General features: G+C 53.8%; 19 protein-coding genes, 1 pseudogene and 1 riboswitch. Of the genes and pseudogenes, 4 read left to right on the top strand and 16 right to left on the bottom strand.

Annotation, left to right across the window (positions count from 1 at the left end; genetic code table 11):
* Nucleotides 1-58: 58 nt before the first annotated feature.
* Both B9L19_RS15420 and B9L19_RS15425 read left to right on the top strand, forming a co-directional pair.
* Nucleotides 59-949, top strand: a complete 891-nt coding sequence (locus B9L19_RS15420; RefSeq protein ID WP_025951219.1) for a PucR family transcriptional regulator — start codon at nucleotides 59-61, stop codon at nucleotides 947-949.
* Nucleotides 950-1077: 128 nt separating this feature from the next.
* The gene (locus B9L19_RS15425; RefSeq protein WP_025951218.1) at nucleotides 1078-2190 is read left to right on the top strand and encodes an ABC transporter ATP-binding protein; all 1113 of its coding nucleotides are present in this window, start codon (nucleotides 1078-1080) and stop codon (nucleotides 2188-2190) included.
* Nucleotides 2191-2273: 83 nt separating this feature from the next.
* Here B9L19_RS15425 and B9L19_RS15430 read toward each other — a convergent pair whose 3' ends face one another.
* Complete coding sequence (locus B9L19_RS15430; protein ID WP_047752188.1) at nucleotides 2274-2516, bottom strand: hypothetical protein; 243 nt, start codon at nucleotides 2514-2516, stop codon at nucleotides 2274-2276.
* A gap of 290 nt (nucleotides 2517-2806) precedes the next feature.
* Here B9L19_RS15430 and B9L19_RS15435 point away from each other — a divergent pair, with 290 nt between their 5' ends.
* The gene (locus tag B9L19_RS15435) at nucleotides 2807-3019 is read left to right on the top strand and encodes an alpha/beta-type small acid-soluble spore protein (RefSeq protein ID WP_025951216.1); all 213 of its coding nucleotides are present in this window, start codon (nucleotides 2807-2809) and stop codon (nucleotides 3017-3019) included.
* A gap of 84 nt (nucleotides 3020-3103) precedes the next feature.
* Here B9L19_RS15435 and B9L19_RS15440 read toward each other — a convergent pair whose 3' ends face one another.
* The 11 genes and pseudogenes from B9L19_RS15440 to tenA form a co-directional block, all read right to left on the bottom strand.
* Entirely contained in the window at nucleotides 3104-4375 is a 1272-nt protein-coding gene (locus tag B9L19_RS15440) for a hemolysin family protein (RefSeq protein ID WP_047752189.1), read from the bottom strand.
* A 228-nt stretch (nucleotides 4376-4603) separates the two neighbouring features.
* Nucleotides 4604-5655, bottom strand: a pseudogene (locus B9L19_RS15445) (RNA-guided endonuclease TnpB family protein).
* Between the two features lie 520 nt (nucleotides 5656-6175).
* Complete coding sequence (locus tag B9L19_RS15460) at nucleotides 6176-7201, bottom strand: thiazole biosynthesis adenylyltransferase ThiF (RefSeq protein ID WP_047752191.1); 1026 nt, start codon at nucleotides 7199-7201, stop codon at nucleotides 6176-6178.
* On the bottom strand, nucleotides 7198-7965 hold the full coding sequence (locus B9L19_RS15465) for a thiazole synthase (RefSeq protein ID WP_025950384.1): 768 nt from the start codon (nucleotides 7963-7965) through the stop codon (nucleotides 7198-7200). The genes B9L19_RS15460 and B9L19_RS15465 overlap by 4 nt, the downstream gene beginning before the upstream one ends.
* Before the next feature lies 1 nt (nucleotide 7966).
* Nucleotides 7967-8170, bottom strand: coding sequence for a sulfur carrier protein ThiS (gene thiS / locus B9L19_RS15470; protein ID WP_025950385.1), 204 nt, complete (start codon nucleotides 8168-8170; stop codon nucleotides 7967-7969).
* On the bottom strand, nucleotides 8167-9300 hold the full coding sequence (gene thiO, locus B9L19_RS15475) for a glycine oxidase ThiO (protein ID WP_047752192.1): 1134 nt from the start codon (nucleotides 9298-9300) through the stop codon (nucleotides 8167-8169). The genes thiS and thiO overlap by 4 nt, the downstream gene beginning before the upstream one ends.
* A gap of 3 nt (nucleotides 9301-9303) precedes the next feature.
* A complete protein-coding gene (tenI, locus tag B9L19_RS15480; protein WP_047752193.1) occupies nucleotides 9304-9909 on the bottom strand; it encodes a thiazole tautomerase TenI in 606 nt (201 codons plus the stop codon).
* Between the two features lie 16 nt (nucleotides 9910-9925).
* Entirely contained in the window at nucleotides 9926-10708 is a 783-nt protein-coding gene (locus B9L19_RS15485) for an energy-coupling factor transporter transmembrane component T family protein (protein ID WP_025950388.1), read from the bottom strand.
* Nucleotides 10705-12159 carry an ABC transporter ATP-binding protein gene (locus tag B9L19_RS15490; protein WP_047752194.1) on the bottom strand — a complete coding sequence of 485 codons (1455 nt, stop codon included), beginning with the start codon at nucleotides 12157-12159 and terminating at the stop codon, nucleotides 10705-10707. The genes B9L19_RS15485 and B9L19_RS15490 overlap by 4 nt, the downstream gene beginning before the upstream one ends.
* Before the next feature lie 14 nt (nucleotides 12160-12173).
* Nucleotides 12174-12764 carry an ECF transporter S component gene (locus B9L19_RS15495; RefSeq protein ID WP_025950390.1) on the bottom strand — a complete coding sequence of 197 codons (591 nt, stop codon included), beginning with the start codon at nucleotides 12762-12764 and terminating at the stop codon, nucleotides 12174-12176.
* A gap of 23 nt (nucleotides 12765-12787) precedes the next feature.
* Entirely contained in the window at nucleotides 12788-13471 is a 684-nt protein-coding gene (gene tenA / locus B9L19_RS15500; RefSeq protein ID WP_047752195.1) for a thiaminase II, read from the bottom strand.
* A 106-nt stretch (nucleotides 13472-13577) separates the two neighbouring features.
* Nucleotides 13578-13685, bottom strand: a riboswitch (TPP riboswitch).
* A 143-nt stretch (nucleotides 13686-13828) separates the two neighbouring features.
* Here tenA and B9L19_RS15505 point away from each other — a divergent pair.
* Complete coding sequence (locus B9L19_RS15505; RefSeq protein WP_025950392.1) at nucleotides 13829-15013, top strand: class I SAM-dependent rRNA methyltransferase; 1185 nt, start codon at nucleotides 13829-13831, stop codon at nucleotides 15011-15013.
* Nucleotides 15014-15044: 31 nt separating this feature from the next.
* Here the strand turns inward: B9L19_RS15505 and B9L19_RS15510 are convergent, their stop codons facing one another.
* The 4 genes from B9L19_RS15510 to B9L19_RS15525 all read right to left on the bottom strand — a co-directional run bounded on the left by B9L19_RS15510 (nucleotide 15045) and on the right by B9L19_RS15525 (nucleotide 19956).
* Entirely contained in the window at nucleotides 15045-16250 is a 1206-nt protein-coding gene (locus B9L19_RS15510; RefSeq protein ID WP_025950393.1) for an MFS transporter, read from the bottom strand.
* 218 nt (nucleotides 16251-16468) lie between these two features.
* Nucleotides 16469-17005, bottom strand: coding sequence for a YfiT family bacillithiol transferase (locus B9L19_RS15515; RefSeq protein ID WP_025950394.1), 537 nt, complete (start codon nucleotides 17003-17005; stop codon nucleotides 16469-16471).
* Nucleotides 17006-17060: 55 nt separating this feature from the next.
* Nucleotides 17061-18728, bottom strand: a complete 1668-nt coding sequence (locus B9L19_RS15520) for a glycoside hydrolase family 13 protein (protein ID WP_025950395.1) — start codon at nucleotides 18726-18728, stop codon at nucleotides 17061-17063.
* 301 nt (nucleotides 18729-19029) lie between these two features.
* The gene (locus B9L19_RS15525; RefSeq protein WP_025950396.1) at nucleotides 19030-19956 is read right to left on the bottom strand and encodes a ketopantoate reductase family protein; all 927 of its coding nucleotides are present in this window, start codon (nucleotides 19954-19956) and stop codon (nucleotides 19030-19032) included.
* Nucleotides 19957-20047 lie beyond the last annotated feature (91 nt).

Raw genomic sequence — 20047 nt, forward strand, 5'->3', positions numbered from 1 at the left:
AACAACGCCGATTCCTCTTCGGCGTGACATCATCCTTGACGGAAAGTGGTGCGCCGCGATGCTAAAAGAGCTCGAATCGCTTTATGAAGGGAACATCGTCATCAACGGTCAGCCGGAACACCCCGAAGATTACGAATGGTTTTATACTGCCGATGGTGATGAGATCGGCATCGCCAAGCATCGATTGACTGAGCAGGAGCGGCGATTGCTGGCGCTTTTTTTCACCCCCGCCGAGCGCCGGCGCGAACCGGAAAGCGAAGAGGAGCGGGCATGGAAACGATGGATGGCAAACGGCGACCCAGCCGCGCTCGCTCGGCTCGCTGCTCCGTATTGCCGGTTCATTCATTTTACAGCCAGCCGGCCGATCGCCAACAAAGAGGAGTTTGCTGACGCCGTTCGCGGCTTATTTTCCTCCCCGGTTGCCATCGTCTGGGAACAAGATCGGCGCGGGCTGATCGTCGAAGCGAAACAAAAGCGGACGACGGAGCCGCCTTCGTTAGCGGACATGGCTGAGGCGCTCGCCGCTGATTTTTATACTGCCCTTCATTTATTGATCGGCCCAATCCGCTCCGTCGATGAACGGCTATATGAATCGTTTCTCCTTGAAAAAGAGTGTTTTTCCGCCGCTCGGCGCTTTTGGCCGAAACGAACGGTGTACGAATGGGAAGACGTCATTCCGCTTCCGCTCTTTGAAGAAGGAGCAGTCAGTGAGAAAGCCCGCCGGACCCTCTCGTTTCTTGACGGATTCGACGAGGAGGAAGTGCGGGCGATGGAGACGTTTTTGCAATGCAACTTAAACGTCTCGATGGCAGCGAAAAAGCTGTATATGCACCGCAATAGTTTGCAATATCGAATCGATAAATGGGCGGAGCAAACTGGTGTTGACATCAAACGGTTCAAAGGGGCGGCAGCCGTCTATTTGGCCATCTTGCATCGGCGCCGTTCGTAATCCCCCGCTTTTTTGTCATGTCGCCGAAAATCGGCGGCATTTTTTGTGCACCTCGTCCATTTACGAATGTTCCTATTTTTCTATACACTAATAACAAGAAAACGATTTCGGCGATGAGGAGGATGGTTATGGCAGAACTCATTCTTGATCATATTTACAAAATTTACGACAACAATGTGGTCGCCGTCAAAGACTTCAATTTACATATCCAAGACAAAGAGTTTATCGTATTTGTCGGCCCGTCCGGCTGCGGCAAATCCACCACGTTGCGGATGATCGCCGGCCTTGAAGAAATTTCCAAAGGCGATCTTTACATCGACGGCAAACGAATGAACGATGTGCCGCCGAAAGACCGCGATATCGCCATGGTGTTCCAAAACTACGCCCTGTATCCACATATGAGCGTCTATGACAACATGGCGTTCGGTTTAAAATTGCGCAAATTCCCGAAAGCGGAAATTGAAAAACGCGTCCGCGAGGCGGCGCGCATTCTTGGGCTCGAGCAATATTTGGACCGCAAACCGAAAGCGCTCTCCGGCGGGCAGCGGCAGCGCGTGGCATTGGGACGGGCCATCGTCCGCGATGCAAAAGTGTTCTTAATGGACGAGCCGCTCTCGAACTTGGATGCGAAACTGCGGGTGCAAATGCGCTCGGAGATCGCAAAGCTCCATCAGCGCTTGGAAACGACAACCATTTACGTCACCCACGACCAAACGGAAGCCATGACAATGGCCACCCGTCTTGTCGTCATGAAAGACGGCATCATCCAGCAAGTCGGAACGCCGCGCGAGGTATACGAAAAACCGGAAAACATTTTTGTCGGCGGCTTTATCGGTTCACCGGCCATGAACTTCCTTCGCGGAACGCTGCAAGACGGCAAGTTTGTCGTCGGCCAAACATCATTTGGCATTCCGGAAGGAAAAATGAAAGTGTTGCGTGAGCAAGGGTATATCGGCAAGGAAGTGATTTTAGGCATTCGTCCGGAAGACATTCACGACGAACCGCTCTTCCTTGAAGCCTCTCCGGCGACGAAAGTTACCGCTCTCGTCGAAGTCGCCGAGCTGCTTGGCGCTGAATCGATGATCTATTTTAGCATCGACAACCAAGAATTGGTCGCTCGCATCGACGCCCGCACGGAAATCAAGCCGGGCCACCGGATTGACCTGGCGCTTGATATGAACAAAGCGCATTTCTTTGACGTTGAAACGGAACGGCGCATCCGAGCGGCAGATGAAAAGTAACCCCCCATTGTTGTTCATATAGATTCGTTCGAAGGCGTTCCGAAAAAACAAGGAACGCCTTTCTTTTCACTCCATCAACAGCTTTATTCCTTGATAAAACGCACTTCCTCCTCACGGCAAGTCGGACAGTAAAACAAATGAACACATTCATGATTCGTATACGTGCGCAAATAGCCGTCGACAAGCTTCATGACGTCGGCATCCATGTACGGGCTGTAGTCATCGAAATAATCCGTAACTTTCCCATGATCTTCCATTGGTTGCCGGCAGTAGCTGCAATACACCGTCACCCGGCGCAGCCCGTTGCACAGCGGGCATACATTCATGCTGCTTCCTCCTCGAAGATGTTCCTTATCTTTACATATTCCCTAATGGTGACAGCGGTAAAACGTTAAAAATTCCCATATTCTCACCATGCATAACAGGCAAAAAACGTCCCAAACTATGAGTACCGCCAGCGAAACCACCCATCCGTTGCAACGAGGGACGCTGGCGAAGCCAAAAGCGGGTGGGCCGGTGGGTTCAGCCAAGCTTGGCACACGCCTTGCAGCGTGAAGTGTTGGTGCAAATCCAACCACCTCAACCATCAAAAATTTTTAAGAGGAGATGATCAACGATGGCACGCAACAATACCAACAACCAATTGTTAGTCGCTGGTGCTCAACAAGCCATTGATCAAATGAAGTACGAAATCGCCCAAGAATTTGGTGTGAACCTCGGCGCTGACACGACTTCTCGCGCGAACGGTTCGGTCGGCGGCGAAATTACGAAACGTCTTGTCGCCATGGCTCAGCAACAACTTGGCGGCCAATTCGGCAACGTTCAATAACCGCCTTACGAACAACTTCATAATAGATGGCAAACGCCCCGGGCCGTCAGCCCGGGGCGCTTTCATATGGAAACGGAGAACGAATCAGGCGCCTCCCGCCTGCTCAGCAAGCGGTTGGCTCAATGAGACAAGCACTTTGCGAATACGGCGATTGTCGACTTGGCGGACAGTGAACGTCAGCGATCCATATTGCAACGTTTCGCCGACTGCTGGAATGCGCTCAAACATCTCAAAAATCCAGCCACCCAACGTATGCGATTCACTCTTTGGCACGTCGATGTTCATCACTTCGCAAAATTCATCCAGCGGCAGTTCGGCGCTGAACTCGAAGCTGTGCTCGTCGATTTGGCGCACCGTTTTCACCGCCTCATCATGCTCATCCCATATTTCGCCGACAATTTGCTCGAGAATATCTTCGAGCGTAATCAAGCCGGCGGTGCCGCCAAACTCGTCGACGACGATCGCCATATGCACTTTGCTTTTTTGCAGCTCCGGCAGGAGATCCGACACTTTCATGGACTCGACAACGAACAACGGCTGGCGCAACAAATCGCGGATGCGCACCTCCCGCTTTTGCACAAGCTCGCTGAAAAAGTCGCTTTCCGACAAAATGCCGATCACGTTGTCAATATCCCCTTCATAGACCGGGATGCGGGAATATTTCTCTTCCAAAAACACGTCGCGAATCTCTTCAATCGGCTGGTTGACCTCGACCGCCACCATATCAGCGCGCGGCGTGAAAATTTCTCCGACCAAAATTTCATCAAAATCGAGCGAACGTTGGATCAATTCTTTTTCTTTGTTGTCAATGACCCCTTCCTCTTCACTCAGCTCAACCATCACTTTAATATCTTCCTCCGTCACAGCCGGCACAGCCACCCCATTGGCGAACCGCCTAGCGATTCGATTTTTTAAGGCTTGGAGCGATGCCGTAACCGGCGTCATCAACTTCATCAGCCCATAGGCAAGGCCGGCGTATCGGATGGCGAGCTGCTCCGCATGCTCTTTCGCCATCGATTTTGGCAAAATTTCACCGAAGACGACAAATAATACGGTCATCACCGCCAGCGTGGCAAATAAGCCCATCTGTTCCCCAAGCAACGAAACGGCGATGTCCGTAAAGAGCACGACCGTCATGACGCTGGTGAGGCGGTTGGCCACAGCAAGCGCCAACAACACGCGGTCAAGCTGACCGATCACCGCTTGGAGGCGCTTATTGTGCAGATGCTCTTCCGCATAATGCCGCAACCGTGCCTTGCTTGCCGAAGAAAACGCGGCTTCTGCTGAAGCGAACAGTGCATTCGCGAGCAGGGAGAGGAAAAACCACCCGAACAACCTTAGCGGCCACTCTTCCAACGAATCTTCACACTCCTATGGATGGTGACGATGTTATTCATATCCATTTTTCCGCCGAATCATGCTTTTGACACTCCACACGGCTAAAGCCGTGGGATTCTTGGGTCGTTCGCGTCCTCATCCATTTCTGGTTCGGACAACGCCCAAGTTCAGGGGTGTGTCATCACCCCGTCCCATCGGGTTAAAATGTACCCCAATGGGCGGCGCACCTGTGACCCGTGCGCTAGGTTAGGCGACAAAGCCCGAAATCGCTTTGGCGATGTTGATCGCGCCATTCAAGTCGGCGTGGAGAGTGTATCCGCACCTTTGGCATCGGAAGCGGATGCCGTTTCGGTTCGCTTTCTCCCGATGCCCGCATTTACACGTTTGGCTCGTGTAGGTCGGCTTCACCCACTCCACCCGAATGCCCGCCATTTCCGCTTTATAGGCGATCATCGTTTGCAGTTGGTGAAATGACCAAGAGTGAAGGCTTCGTCCTGCTTCTTTGGCCGATGTTGTCCGCTTTCGAATCCCCGTCAACGCTTCCATCCGAATCACGCCAACACCGTTGGCGAGCGCAACATTCACGATTTGACGGCTGATTTTGTGATTTTGATCCTTCATCCAGCGGGACTCTTTGCGGCCGATTTTGCGAATCATCTGGAGCTTCTTGGCTTTGCCCAACGTTCGCCGCAAAGCCGCATATCGTCGACGAATGAAGGCGCATTGGTTCCCTTTGAAAAACCACGATTTCGTTCCCACGCTGGCCACGGCGATATAGCGAAGCCCAAGGTCAACGCCCATCACCTTTGTTTCGTGCCGCGGTTCCACTTCAAATGTGACCGCAACAGCCAAGCACCATTTCGTTCTCTTTTTATAAAGCTTGGCGGCCCCTTGTTTGGCGGTTCCATCGAGCAGCCGATTCAGCCACGCTTCTTGATAGGGGCGCGTGACGACAGGCACGCCGATTCGCTTCTCCAGTGTGGGGAAGGAAACCGTGTAGAACGCTCCTTTCTTTTCCACCTTCACGTTTTGATTGTTAAAGCAACACCATAATGTTTGAAACTTCTTTGTTTTCTGGTTTTTCTTTTGGGACTTCACTTCTCGAATCGTCTGATTCACGACGGCGCAAGGAAACCGCTGCGACGAAAACGCTTTAAATAATTTGCTCGTCGCTTGATTCAGCTTGGATTCAACAGCCAATTCGCAAACGCGGTATTCACTTCTGTCATCCGTTCATACATATCTTGTTTCACTTTCGTCGGCTTGTACAGGTCCAGCTTTAGTGTGATCGTGGGCATGGATTCACCTCCTTGCAGCAATGACAGGATGCCATTTCCATATGAAGAAAACGGCTCACTTTCATCCCATGCCTAAAGAGCGTGGGCTTTCTCGTTCGCGAATCTGTAAAAGCCACACTTTCCGCGCTAAGCGGAAACAAAGCGATGCGGCCGGCAGCAGCCGTTTTCTCTCTTCCTAGTCTTAAATATAACAAATTTTTCGCCAACTGACTATAGCTGGCGAGTTGTCCTTCCATATAAATCCAGACAACCAAAAAGAAAAATGCGCCGGATGAACCGAAGCGCATCATGATTCAAGCCAACAGGAACCAATCAAATACATAAGAACAAGCAATGAGGCAATGTTGAATGTCACCGACCACTCGGCCATTCGTCTTCCCCTCCCTTTTCTTCCCCTCTTTCATCGTACCATTTTGGCGGCGGGAAAAGCAGGAGGAGAAGGGTGTCTTTTTGACAGTTTGATGAACAAAACAAGGGAGTCCTCCCATCAATGGACGCCCTCATTTCATTTTCTCTCGTTTCAACCTAAATAGCGGTAATAGATCGCCTTTGCCTCCTGCACGTCTTTCGTGCCGTGCACAAGCGCACGGCCATCGCGAAAGACAACCAATCGCTTGTCACCGAGCGAAACGGAGACAAGATACGGGTTCGCTTCCGCTTGAAGCCCTTGGCGGCGAAACAGCTCCGCCAATTCATTCAAGTCGTACTGGCGCAAAGCAGGCGGACGGATTTGCACGGAATCGCGCCCGCACAAGACGGCCGTCTTCGTCCGTTGTTCATAGGAAAGAAACGGATAAGATGGATGACGTCCGCACGTCGGGCAACCGTCCTTTTTCACCCCGTCAATGCGAATGGCGGCGTATTCGTTCGTCCAAAGGTCAAACGAAACGAGCTTGCCGCGGAGCGCCGACCAGTCTTCCACTAAAATTTTTAACGCCTCAGCCATCTGATAGCTGATCACCATTTGCACCGATGGGCTGATAATGCCGGCCGTATCGCACGTCAATCCTCCTTGCGGCACCGTTTCAAGCAAGCAATACAAACAAGGCGTGCGGTTCGGAATGAAGGCGCAGCTTAAACCGTAACTGCCGACACAAGCGCCATAAATCCACGGAATGTTGTACTTGTAGGCAACGTCATTGATGACAAGGCGCGTATCAAAATTGTCTGTCGCATCAATCCATAAGTCAGGGCGTTGCTTGAGGGCGATCGTTTCCAATTCTTCCGGGCCGGCGTCGCCGACAATGGCCTCGATCTCAACCTCGCTGTTGATTTGTTCAAGGCGCCGTTTGGCAGCGATCGCCTTTGGCAGCCGCTCCTTCGCATCCGCTTCGCTGTAAAGCTGCTGGCGCTGCAAGTTGCTCCATTCGACATAGTCGCGGTCAATGATCGTCAATTTGCCGATGCCGGAGCGAACGAGCGCTTCGGCGTTGCCTGTGCCGAGCGCTCCGGCTCCGACTAACACGACATGCTTTCCCCGTATTTTCTTTTGCCCTTCCTCGCCAATCGGTGCAAATAATTGCTGCCGGGAATACCGTTCGTTCAAACAACACTCATTCCTTCCGTTGGGCTGCTCGCTGACGCGTACCGTTTTTTTGGGATGCGTCCGGCTTCATAGCCGAGCCGGCCCGCTTCCACCGCCAGCTTCATCGCTTTCGCCATTTTCACTGGATCGGCCGCGCCGGAAACAGCGGTGTTCAAGAGCACCCCATCCGCGCCAAGCTCCATCGCCAGCGCCGCGTCCGCCGGTCCGCCGATGCCAGCGTCGACAATGACCGGCACGTTCGCCTGCTCAATGATAAAGCTCAAATGGAGCGGATTGATGATGCCTTGCCCGGACCCGATCGGCGAGGCGCCTGGCATGATCGCATGGCAGCCAAGCTCCTCTAGCCGCTTCGCCAGCACGACATCATCGGATGTGTACGGCAACACAATAAACCCTTCCTCAAGCAGCATTTCCGCCGCTTTCAACGTCTCGATCGGATCTGGGAGGAGCGTTTTGTCGCAGCCGATCACTTCTACTTTTATCATATCACACAATCCGGATGCCTTGGCGAGCCGGGCGATGCGCACCGCTTCTTCGGCCGTTTTCGCCCCGGCGGTGTTCGGCAAAAGCTTATATTTGCTTAAATCGAGCTGCTCTAAAAAGTTCGGCTGCTCTGGGGAAAAGATGTTCATCCGCCGGACGGCGAACGTTAAAATTTCCGCCCCTGATGCTTCCACCGCTTCTTTTTGCACGTCCAAGCTCGGATATTTGCCCGTGCCGAGCAACAGCCGCGAAGAGAATTCATATGGGCCAATTTTCAACATCTCAACCACCTCCTACAAAATGAACGATCTCCACGCGATCGCCATCGCATAGCGCCGTCGTCTCATACTCATGTTTTTGGATGATGCGGACATTGACTTCGACGATGCAAAGCTTGTTCTCAAGCCGGAAATGGGCAAGCAAATCGCCCACCGTTTTCACCTCGTCGGGCACTGCGATCGCCTCCCCGTTAATCACTAACGTCATTCCACCCCCACCTTTCCGATATGGCGTGTCAACGAAAATGGCGCAAGGTCAAACGCCGTCTCTTTCCGCTCCACTAAGTCGGCGACAAGCAGACCGGTCAACGGGCTGAGCAAAATGCCGTTCCGGTAATGGCCGGCAGCGACGAATAAGCCGCGCCGCTCCGGATGCTCGCCTAGATAAGGCAAGCCGTCTTCGGTCTGCGGTCGAATGCCGCTCCATGATGCCACCCATTCCGCCTGTTCGATGTCCGGAACAAGGTGGGCGGCGCGGTGAAGCAAGTTCATCACCCCACCGGCCGATACGCGCCGATCAAACGTGCCGGGCGTGGACGTCGCTCCGATGAGCAGCCGGTTTCCCGATTTCGGAACGATGTAGCAGCCGTTTTTCGCAAATACAGTCGTTTGCAACAACGGAACCGGAGTGCGCACCATGACGCACTCCCCTTTGACCGGATAAACGGAAAGCGAAAGACCGACCCGCGCGCCGAGCCGCGCCGCCCAAGCGCCGGAAGCGATGACGACCGCCTCGGCGGCAAACGTCCCGCCTGTTGTGTCTAACATATGCCCGCTGCTGTCGGAACGAATGTCGAACACTTCCGTATACTCGTACAGACAAGCGCCGGCGGAGGCGGCGGCATAGGCGAGAGCGGCGGCCAAATCCGGAGCGCTCACTTGCCCATCGCCAGGGATGTACATCGCGCCGGCAAGCGCTTCCGCCGCAAGGCGCGGCTCCATTTCAAGCGCCTCCCCTTTCGTGAGCCACTGCACCGGTTCGCCTATGTCCCGCCAAAATGTATAATGGCGATAGAGATCGTCTGCTTCCTCTTCCGTTGTCGCTAGTTTGATCAATCCTTTTTCGACAAGGCCGATATCGATGCCGGTCCTCTCCCTCAGCTCTTCAGCCAAGGCCGGCATGAGCGCTCGGCTTTGCAAGGCAAGAGGCACAAGCGGGCTTGGCGTCGAAAACTCAGATTGCGCCCCAAGCATGCCGGCTGCCGCGCTTGACGCCCCGCTTCCCATCGTTCCTTTTTCAAAAATGGCGACGCGATGCCGCCGCTTGGCGAGCTCAAAACCGATGGCCGCCCCAATCACCCCGCCGCCGACGATGGCGACGTCATACCGATGCGTCATCCCCTACCCCCTCCCTTTCACGATGTCTGCCAGCCGTTTGGCCTCAGCAACGGGGTCAGCAGCGAAAAAAACAGCCGACAATACTGCCACCCCGGCTGCGCCCGCTTCCAGCACCCGACGGGCGTTGCCGGCGTGAATGCCGCCGATGGCGATGACGGGAATGGACACGGCGCCCACGATTTCCGCAAGCGAGTCCAGACCGCGCGGCGGCAAACCGGGCTTGCTGTCCGTCGGAAAAATATGGCCATACAAACAAAAGTGAGCGCCGTCCTGTTCGGCTTGTTTCGCCTCCTCCGAACCGTGCACCGAGCAACCAACCGTCAAGTCCGGAAACGAGCGGCGGACGGCGCGCACCGGCAGGCTGTGATAAGCAAGCTGCACACCTTTGACACCGTAGACGGCGGCGACATCAACCCGGTCATTGACGATGATTTTTTGCAGCGGCACCCCGACGCGAAGCAGTGCCGCGACAAACGCCGCCACTTCACGCGCCGTCTTCCCTTTTTCGCGAATATGAATCAGGTCGGCATACGGATGGGTGTGCGCACAAATCGCGGCGAATTCGTCAACCGTCTGACGCCCGGTGGAAACAAAATGGAGAACCCCCATTGCCATCCCTTTCTTTCTATCGTACATCCCTTATCGAAATATACGGATAATGAACACCCATATAGTAGGCGACGAACATCAAAGCGGCAAACAAGGCGACAAGCCAAATATCATATTTGCCGAACCCGATTTCATAATAAAACGTGCGCTGCCCGCTGCCGGAAAATTGTTTCGCTTCCATCGCCACGGCGATGCGCTGGGCGCGGCGGATGCTTTGCGACAACAGCGGAATGGCGTAGCGCTTCACTTTGCTGAGGACGCCCTTGTTTGGCACGCCGCGCACGGTCAAAGCGTAGCGAACGGTTTGAAACTCTTCGAGCATCATCGGCAACAACCGAACCGCCGCTAAAAAACTGTATGCATACTTTGGTTTCAGCTTCAGCTGCTGCATGAGCGAATAAAACAACGGAACCGGCCGGGTCGTCAGCGAAAAAATCAATCCGAGAAGCCCAAGCGCCAAAGCGCGAAACCCGATGTGCACCCCGCGCCAAAAACTTTCCGCTGTAACATGGATGAGCCCCCAGCGAACCCATGTCGTCGTTCCCTCGCCAAACATCATCATCGATGAAGCGGTCGAAACAAACACGAGGAAAAACGGCAAAAACAGCCAAAACAACACATTCGCCGGATAGCCGGTGCCAAAGCAAAACAAAACGAAGAGAGCGAGCGAAACGTTAATCAGCACGTTCGGGTTATGAATGAACAACACAGCGAAAAAGAGCACGACAAGCACAATGAGCTTCAAGCTCGGATTTGTCTCATGAAGCCATGTCTCGCGGCAGCGAACCTCCCATTTCATTGCCCTGCTCCACCTTCCGTCAACACCGGCTCTCGAATTTCAAGCTGTTCGTCCCGAACGAGCGCCCCGTCTTCAATCACCCACTGTCTCGTCGCAAAGCGGCGGACGATTTGTTCGTCATGTGTAACCATCATGATCACCGCTCCTTGTTCGCGGTGCGCTTCAAGCATTTCAAGCAAAGCAAACGTGTTTTTCGCGTCCTGACCAAACGTCGGCTCATCAAGCAAAAAGAGGCGTTGGCCGGCGACGATCGAAGCGGCGACGCTCAACCGCCGCTTTTGTCCGATCGACAATTGGTATGGGTGCTGGTCTTGCTGCTCAACAAGATCAAATTCACGCAACAGGCAGGCGATGGTTTCCTCGATTTCCGCTTCCGGCCGCCCTTCAAGCCGAAGCGAGTAGGCGAGCTCTTCGCGAACAGAATGGGCGACAAATTGCCACTCCGGATTTTGGAAAACGAACGCAATATGGCGGTAGAGCGGGTGTTGCCGCTTGATGTCGGCGCCTAGCAGCATATACTCTCCGTCCGTGCGGATGAGTTGCATAAGCGCTTGCAGCAACGTGCTTTTACCGGCGCCGTTTTTTCCGGTGACGGCAATCCATTCGCCGGCGTGCACCGTTGCTTTAGGAACATAGATTTTTGCCTCCCGACCGCGGAACCCGCGAAAATGGGAGAGGCGAAGAAGCTCCTCGCCTTGATGGCGATTTCGCCGCCTTGCCGTCCGGTCATAGTCGTCCCAAACACCCGGATACCAGATCCCTTCAGCAGCAATGACGTCTTTATAGTCAGAAAACACCGCCTTCGCCTCGCCGTCGGCGATGATGCGCCCATCGCGGCCGAACAAGACAATGCGATCCACAAAGTCGAGCACATGGTCAATTTTATGCTCGACGATGATGACCGTTTTGCCGCGGCCCACCTGCTTCACCGTTTGCCATACCGCCTTCGTCCCTTCTTCATCAAGCAGCGCCGTCGGCTCATCCAAAAACAACACATCCGGCTCAAGCGCCAGCACCGAAGCAAGAGCCAACCGCTGCTTCATTCCACCGGAAAGCGTATGAATATCCGTATGCGGGGCGATCTCCAAACCGACCTGGTCCAGCAGGGCGCGAATGCGGGCGGGCATCTCACGGCGCGGCACACTTCGATTTTCGAGGGCAAAAGCGATTTCCTCGTCCGCATACGGCATGCAAAATTGCGCATCAGGATCTTGGAAAACATAGCCCCACCGTTCCGGCCGCTCAAGGCGCTCCGCTTTCATCGGTGCATCGATCGAGTGGGGAATGATGCCAGCCATCACTTGCAATAATGTCGACTTGCCGCATCCCGACGGACCGAGGAGGAGCACTTTCTCCCCCTCGGCAATCGAAAGCGACAAGTCGCGAAACAGCAGCCCGTCGCTCCCGGGAAATTTTAGGCGCAGCCGATCAATCACAATTGCTTGTTTCATCGCCATTCGCCGCCTTACCGGTTCAATGCATCGTAATCGTCTTTTGAGGCCGTCCGCCACATTTGCGTCACTCCGGTTTTTTCGAGCGCTTTCGCCAATGAAACGGCAAACACGCCGGAGATGAGGATGGCGCCGATAAAACGCGCCAGCAAAAAGAGCGCCAGATTCCATGGGGCGAGCGAACCAATATAGCCTTTGTAAAAGTCCATGATGAGCGAGCCAATCGTCGCCCCGACCGCGCTGAGCGATACAACAAATACATCAAAGCGCCGATAGCGGAAGACGGCAAAGACAAGCTCGGCAAACAGCCCTTGTACAACCCCGTAAATAAGCACTTCAAGCCCCCATTGCGATCCTGTAATCAGTTCTCCCGCTGATGCAGCTGTTTCTGCGAGCAACGCCACCCCCGGCTTGCGAATGAGCAAATAAGCGAGCGAGGAGGCAATAAACCACATGCCGTAAATGAGTTGATCGAGATGAAACCCTACTGCTCCCACCGCACTATATAGCGGTCCCCATAATTTGTAAATAATTCCAAACACAATCGCAATGACGATCGTCGTTAAAATATCCGCCAATTTTAACCCTTTTGTCTTCGCTTCCATCCTGTTCTCCTCCTTGTCTTGCGTCAACGGCTCGCCGCCAATTCAACCGACGGCCACTGCTCAAGCCGATACGCCATCTCCCAAAACTCGTACTCATATTCGCTGCTGATGAGGAAATGCCGCTTCATCCGATGGCGATCCTCTTCGGTGACCGCGTCAGCGATGTCGTCAAGCCGCGCGATTTGCTCTTCCACAAGCGAGCGGAACCAGTCGGAACTGTAGGTGCCGATCCATTTTTCATAAATCGGATCGTTCGGCCGGCACGTTTTCAAGCGCTCGCCAATTTCGTAATACAGCCAGTAGCACGGCAAAATGGCGGCGATCACATCACCGAGATGCCCTTCGTACGCCGCGCGGTACATGTGCGACGTATAGGCGTACGCCGTCGGCGCCGGAATGAACGCCGCCCTTTCCTCTTCCGTAATGCCCAAGAGCTTGGCGAACGTTTCATGCAGCGACAGCTCGGCTTCGCACGTGCTTTGTGCATGGTGCGCCAACCGGGCTGTCGTCGCCAAATCCGGCGATTTCGCCGCCCCGATCGCCTGCACGCGGGCAAAATGGCGCAAATAATAGGCATCTTGCATCACGTAATAGCGAAACTTCTCGCGCGCAAGCGTCCCTTGGCCAAGCTCCTGAACAAACGGATGGCGGAAACTCGCCTGCCAGATCGGATCGGCCGCTTGACGCAATTGTTTGGCAAATGACATTCGTTTTCCCCCTTTTTGGCAAAATAAAAACGCCGCTTCCTTTGCCGATTGGCGTAAAGAAAGCGGCGTGGGCATGCGACGTTGGCAAGGCAAAGCCTAGCCTTGCTGTGCTGCTCCTCCACTTCCCTACGCTGGCATTACCCAGATCAGGTGCTAAGGGTCTCAAAGGCACACTTTGATCTCAGCCTTTCTAAAGGCCCCCCTAGTGGATGATGGTGCAATTTTCAGTTTTCTTTACACTTAATCATACCATGGCACGAACGATTGTCAATCTTTTTTTTTGCCGACGTTGCGCTATGCGTTCCAATCCGCTATGATGGAAACGCAGCAATTGACGACGGAATGGGAGTGGAAATGATGGCGAAGGTCATCCTGAAAAGAGAACGAAAAAAACGGCTTGAACAAGGGCATCCATGGATTTTTCAAAGTGAAGTCGACCGCATCGAAGGCGATGCGGCGCCGGGTGATTTCGTTGATGTTTACAATCATCAAGGCTATTGGCTGGCGAAAGGATATATCAACCCCGCTTCGCAAATCATCGTCCGCGTTTTGACACAAAACCGAAACGATGAACTCAATGAACGCTTTTTCATTGAGCGCATCCGTCAGGCATGGGCGTACCGTGAACGGATGATTCCCGGCGTTCGCTCCTGCCGCGCTGTCTATGGCGAGGCCGACTTTTTGCCCGGATTGATCGTCGACAAATATGAAGATGTGCTTGTTGTGCAAATCTTGGCGCTCGGCATGGAAAGACGGAAAGACTGGATTTTGCGCGGCTTGCTTGACGTGTTTGCTCCAAGGGCCATTTATTTGCGCAACGACGTATCCGTCCGCGAGCTTGAAGGCCTCAAACAAGAAAAAGGCTTTTGGTACGGGGAAGCGGAAACGGAAATCGAAATCGAGGAAAACGGCGTAAAATACATCGTCGATATTGAAAACGGACAAAAAACCGGCTTTTTCTTCGACCAGCGGCAAAACCGCGCCGCTCTTCGTCCGCTCATCGGTCCGGAGACGACCGTGCTCGACTGCTTCACCCACACCGGCTCGTTTATGCTAAACGCTTGTCTGTATGGGGCAAAACATGCTACTGCCGTCGATATTTCGGAACATGCCATCGAAACGGCGAAACGGAACGCCGCGTTAAACGGATTCACGAACGTTGAATTTGTCGTCGCCAACGCTTTCGACTATTTGCGTGAATCGGTGCGCGCCGGCAAACAGTGGGATGTCGTCATCATCGACCCGCCGGCGTTCGCGAAATCGGCCCATGCCGTCCCGAAGGCGCTGCGCGGCTATAAAGACATTAACTTAAACGGGTTGAAGCTTGTCAAAGACGGCGGCTTCTTCGTCACATCAAGCTGCTCGTACCACGTCCGCCCACACCTATTTCAAGAGATGATCGCTGATGCGGCGTTTGACGCGAAAAAAGTGCTGCGTCAAGTATATTGGAACGGCGCCGGCTACGACCACCCGAAACTTCTTGCCGCTGAAGAAGGCGACTACTTAAAATTCGCCATTTACGAAGTGCATTCCCGCCGGTAAAGAACCTAGCCAAAAACGCTTAGGGGCGTCCCTAAGCGTTTTTTCCCGCTTTTGAACGAAGGGGCTGCTCTCTGTGCAAGACAGTCCAATAGACAAACATCGAAAGGAGCACCGAACCGGCGGCGGCCAAATAAATGCTCGGATAGCCGAACCAATGGCTGATTTGGCCAAACACCATCGCCCCGACTCCGACCCCTAAATCAAAAAACGAGAAAAATGTCGCATTCGCCATTCCCTTGCGGTGGGCAGGCGCCCGCTCGACGGACCACGCCTGCAGCCCCGGTTGCACCATGCCAAAGCCGAAACCGTACAGCACCGCCGCCAAAAGCAACGCCCATTCTCCCGGCAGCCAAGCGAGAAGAAGCATCGCCAGCAAAATCAGCCCCGCACCAGGGAGAAAGACGGCTCGATGCCCTTTTCGGTCATACAACTGGCCAGCGAACGTTCTCGTCACCATCAAGGCAAGCGCGTAAAGCAAAAAGTACAGCTGCAGGCCGCCAATCTGTTTTTGCGTCGTATAGAGAGGCAAGAATGAGGCGATGCCGCCGAACGTCACCGTCAAGAAAAACAACAGCAACGACGGCGTCAAAGCGCTTTTTTCATACAAATCCCATCGGTCCGCCCCTTTGCCATGCACAGCTTCCGCTTTTTTATACGTGATCGCGGCGGCAAACAGCACCGAAGCGACCCCAAGCGCTGCACAAATGGCAAACAGATGGCTAAACGGGATCATAGCGGCAAGCACAAGTCCAAGCGACGGACCAAACGCCAAGGCGATATTCCCCGACAGCCCGTAATAGCCCATTCCTTCCCCGCGGCGGCTCGCTGGAATGATGTCCGTCGCCACCGTTCCGGAAGCGGTTGTCGAAAACCCCCAGCCGATTCCTTGGACGACCCGCATCAAAAAGAGAAGGAAAATGCTTGAGATCAAGCTGTAGGAACCGACAGAAATAACAAAAATGAGAAGCCCCAATAAAAACACAAACCGGCGCCCTTTCGTCTCAAGCGCATGGCCGGCGAACGGACGGACGATGAGCGCTGAAAACGTAAACACACCGACGACAACGCCAATCAGCTGATCGTTGCCGCCCAAATGCTCGACAAACAGCGGAATGGTCGGCAGCGTCATTTGAAACCCAAGAAACACAAAAAAATTGGCCAAACAAATCAACACAAAATCTTTCGTCCATATTTTTTCTTTTTGTTCTGCCATAAGCGGCTGCTGCTCCGCTCCCATACCGATCCCCCTTGCGAACGATGTATTTCGTGTCCCTTAATATTTGTTAGTATAACATAATCCTATGCCGTCGTTTAAGCAAAATGCGATTTCACCGTTCTCCTGGCAGGATCAGAACCAAAAAGCCCTGCCCAGCCGGCGGATTCCCAATAGTGTTTGCGCAGCATCATCCTTACTTAATGATGCATGAAAAAAAGCCGCCGAACAATCGGCAGCCTTTACCATCCTTTTCGTTTGCGCAACGACACAATTTGTGCGGTATGATGTTTCCCATGCCATGCGTACAACGCGGTCAATACATACAGCGGCATCTCCCTCGCCGCCCCTTCCGGCCGAATGGTTCGGTGAAAATCCACCTCCGTCATCGATTCAAGCAACACCGTCCAGCGCGCATGCAGCCCGTCAAGCAACAAAAGCGACGATTCAATCGACAATGTACGGGCATCAGCTGTTTTCGCCCATTCGCTTTCCGCAAACGGCTTCACCGTTGGGCCGTCTTCCGTCACTCCCCATTTCGTGCGCAAAAACGCATTCATGCTTGCATCAGCCAAATGATGGACGACTTGGGCCACCGTCCAGCCGCCGTCGCGATACGGCGTGTTCAGCTGCTCATCGTTCAAGCCGGAAACAGCGGTTCTTAAGTCGTTCGGCAGTCCGCGGATGGCAGCTATCCACTTTTGCACCTCCTCAGCCTCAAAACGCTCCGGCTCTTGAAACGTTCCGATCGGGTAGCGAATCGGATCGACCGTCGCCATGTTGATCATCTCCCTTCCGTATTCATTCATTCCACACAGAAAGGCAAATTCCTTCTTATTCTTTCCAGATGTATACGCGCGCCTCGTACGGCTTCAGCTTAAAACGCGTCGTATTTTTATGCGGACGGACCGGGTAGTTCGAGAGCGCCAAATCGCTTGACTGAAGGCGGAAGCCGTCATAGCGGTAAAGTGAAGGACGATCGGATACGTTGACCATGATAAGCGCCCGATCGCGGCCAAGCGTTCTTGTGTACGCGTAAATGGATGGGTGGTTTTCCAAAAGCAGATCGTACGTTCCATAAACAAACAGCTCGTTCGCTTTCCGAAGCTGAATCATTTTCCGATAAAACGACCATACCGAGTTCGGATCGCGCCGCTCGGCCTCGACATTGATCGTACGATAGTTTTCGTTCACCTTGATCCATGGCGTACCTGTCGTGAATCCAGCGTTTGGGGCACCAGACCATTGCATCGGGGTGCGCGAGTTGTCGCGCCCGGTTTGCCAAATGATCTTCATCACTTCCTCATGCGTCCGGCCGTTCGCCCGTTCGAGCTCATACAGACGCAAGGCAGCGACATCGCGGTAGTCGCCAATGTCGGAAAATTGCACGTTCGTCATCCCGATCTCTTGCCCTTGGTAAATGAACGGCGTCCCTTGCATGAAAAAGTAGAGCGCGCCAAGCGCCTTTGCGCTCTCCGCCCAATACTCGCTGTCATTTCCCCATGTCGACACTGATCGAGGCAAGTCGTGGTTTTCTAAAAAGAGCGCGTTCCACCCACGGTTTTCCAATCCTTTTTGCCATTTCGTCAACGTCCGTTTCAGCCGGCGGACATCGATCGAACCATCGGCTTTCCTTTTCCAAAGCCCTAAATGCTCGAACTGAAAAATCATATGAAACACGCCGTTTTCTTCCCCGACCCATTGTTCGGCCTCATCAACCGTTACTCCGTTCGCCTCGCCGACCGTCATAATGTCATATCGCGCAAACGTTTGCTCTTTCAACTCTCGCAAATACTCCATAATCCCTGGCTGGTTCATGTGCGCAGCAAACGACGGCACATACTTCAACCCTTTCGGATTCGGAAGATCAGGAAGGCCTGGCTTTTTCTTAATGTGGGAAATCGCGTCGATGCGAAAGCCGTCGATGCCTTTATCCAGCCACCAGTTGATCATGTCATACAGCGCTTGGCGCACCTCACTGTTTTCCCAATTCAAGTCGGGCTGTTTGACGTCAAAAATATGCAAGTAATATTGACCCGTCCGCTCGTCATACTGCCACGCCGAGCCGCCGAAAATGCTTTCCCAGTTGTTCGGTTCGCGCCCATCCTTGCCATCGCGCCAAATGTACCAGTCGCGCTTCGGGTTGTCTCGCGATGACCGCGATTCAACAAACCACGGATGCTCATCACTCGTATGGTTGATGACCAAATCCAAAATGACTTTCAACCCGCGCCGATGGGCTTGGGCAAGCAATTCATCGAAATCGTCCATCGTTCCAAACTCGTCCATAATCGCATAATAGTCGCTGATGTCATATCCATTATCGGCGTTCGGCGATCGGTAAATCGGGCAAATCCAAACGATGTCGACCCCAAGCTCCACCAAATAGTCCAGCTTTTCCATAATGCCGCGAAGATCGCCGATGCCGTCGCCGTTGGCATCCATAAAGCTGCGCGGATAAATTTGATAAGCGACGCCCTCTTTCCACCACGCCTTTTTCACAGCAGCTCCTCCTCTGTGCACACGTTTTCACTACTAACTGTACACTACATTGCCGCAAGAAACAACTCTCTTTTTTTGAACGCTCTCCCACCTACGCAAATGCTTAGAGGTGAGAGATTCTTGGAAACACCTGCTCCAAGGCAGGCTGACAGCCAAGCCATCCCCGTGCGCCTCACGGTTCCGCTGTTCCCACTTACGCTGATCGCGTGGAAGTGGGGATCTTCTCGGTTAGAGATGATAAAAACAGCCGGCGAGCGGTTGCCCTTCGGCTCCCGCCCGCCGGACAGCGCTTGTCCATCGGTTAGTGCGCGGCTGTGCGGCTCGCTTCGTAAATTTTTAAATTGTGATACACTGCCTCGAGCATCGGGGCGTCGATGCCGTACCGCTTCGCCAGCTCCAGCAAATACCCTTGCAAATGATCGGCTTCAATCGGCATCCCTTTTTCCATATCACGCTGCATGGACGATTTCATCGTCGGGGCGATCTGTTCGAGCTGGGTGCGTTGCCGCTCGGCCATTTCATCGGTCAACGGCGCCCCCTGCGCTTGGATGATCGTTTTGATTTCGCGAAACAGCCGGTCGATGATGACGTTCCCGTACTCGCCGGAGCGAATCGGCCCGATCGGGGCGCGGAACAGCGTCGTCACGCCCGACATCGTCGCAATGAACAAATATTTGTTCCACATATCGGCAGCGATCTGTTCGCTTAGGCGAAAACGGGCATTGGCGCCGGCAAACAGCGATGCAAGCACCTCCGTTCGCTCGCTCCGCCCGTTTGGCCATTCGCCGAATCGCATCTCATGCGCTGAGCTCGTTTGGACGATCTCCCCTCTCTCGTTTAACGTCGTTTCGATAAAGCAAAGCCCACCTAAGACATTCTCGCGGCCGAACGCCTCCCATAATGCATCCATATGGGCCATGCCGTTTAACAGCGGCAAAATCATCGTCCCCTCTCCAACATACGGTTTCGCGTCGGCGATGGCGCCGGCTAAATGGTACGCTTTGCTTGAGAACACGACAAGATCAAATGGCTCGGCCGATTCATCGGCAACAAGCAATCTCGGCGCCAATACCGCATCGCCATGGATGCTGTGGATGACAAGCCCGTATTTCTCCAGTTCCTGTTTTCTGCGCTCGCGGACAAGAAACGTTACGTCCACTCCTTTTTCAAGAAGACGGCCGCCGAAATACCCGCCGACCGCTCCCGCTCCGACAAACAGAATGCGCATCGTATGTACAGCTCCTTTCTCTACTTGAGGGTTGATCCTGCGCTTCCAACGTCTTTCACAAAAGCCATGCCGCCAATCGAACATGCTTCTC

It is taken from the genome of Geobacillus thermocatenulatus (assembly GCF_002217655.1).
In the GTDB taxonomy this organism is placed as follows: domain Bacteria; phylum Bacillota; class Bacilli; order Bacillales; family Anoxybacillaceae; genus Geobacillus; species Geobacillus thermocatenulatus.

Bases quoted from the DNA above. Each gene is read 5' to 3' on its own strand.
- B9L19_RS15515 (WP_025950394.1), bottom strand. From the start codon at position 17,005: ATGGCGACGGTCGATCCGATTCGCTACCCGATCGGAACGTTTCAAGAG.
- tenA (WP_047752195.1), bottom strand. From the start codon at position 13,471: ATGTCATTTGCCAAACAATTGCGTCAAGCGGCCGATCCGATCTGGCAG.
- B9L19_RS15465 (WP_025950384.1), bottom strand. From the start codon at position 7,965: ATGTTGAAAATTGGCCCATATGAATTCTCTTCGCGGCTGTTGCTCGGC.
- thiO (WP_047752192.1), bottom strand. From the start codon at position 9,300: ATGACGCATCGGTATGACGTCGCCATCGTCGGCGGCGGGGTGATTGGG.
- B9L19_RS15435 (WP_025951216.1), top strand. From the start codon at position 2,807: ATGGCACGCAACAATACCAACAACCAATTGTTAGTCGCTGGTGCTCAA.
- thiS (WP_025950385.1), bottom strand. From the start codon at position 8,170: ATGACGTTAGTGATTAACGGGGAGGCGATCGCAGTGCCCGACGAGGTG.
- B9L19_RS15525 (WP_025950396.1), bottom strand. From the start codon at position 19,956: ATGCGCATTCTGTTTGTCGGAGCGGGAGCGGTCGGCGGGTATTTCGGC.
- B9L19_RS15490 (WP_047752194.1), bottom strand. From the start codon at position 12,159: ATGAAACAAGCAATTGTGATTGATCGGCTGCGCCTAAAATTTCCCGGG.
- B9L19_RS15495 (WP_025950390.1), bottom strand. From the start codon at position 12,764: ATGGAAGCGAAGACAAAAGGGTTAAAATTGGCGGATATTTTAACGACG.
- B9L19_RS15425 (WP_025951218.1), top strand. From the start codon at position 1,078: ATGGCAGAACTCATTCTTGATCATATTTACAAAATTTACGACAACAAT.
- B9L19_RS15485 (WP_025950388.1), bottom strand. From the start codon at position 10,708: ATGAAATGGGAGGTTCGCTGCCGCGAGACATGGCTTCATGAGACAAAT.
- B9L19_RS15505 (WP_025950392.1), top strand. From the start codon at position 13,829: ATGGCGAAGGTCATCCTGAAAAGAGAACGAAAAAAACGGCTTGAACAA.
- tenI (WP_047752193.1), bottom strand. From the start codon at position 9,909: ATGGGGGTTCTCCATTTTGTTTCCACCGGGCGTCAGACGGTTGACGAA.
- B9L19_RS15430 (WP_047752188.1), bottom strand. From the start codon at position 2,516: ATGAATGTATGCCCGCTGTGCAACGGGCTGCGCCGGGTGACGGTGTAT.
- B9L19_RS15510 (WP_025950393.1), bottom strand. From the start codon at position 16,250: ATGGGAGCGGAGCAGCAGCCGCTTATGGCAGAACAAAAAGAAAAAATA.
- B9L19_RS15420 (WP_025951219.1), top strand. From the start codon at position 59: ATGCTAAAAGAGCTCGAATCGCTTTATGAAGGGAACATCGTCATCAAC.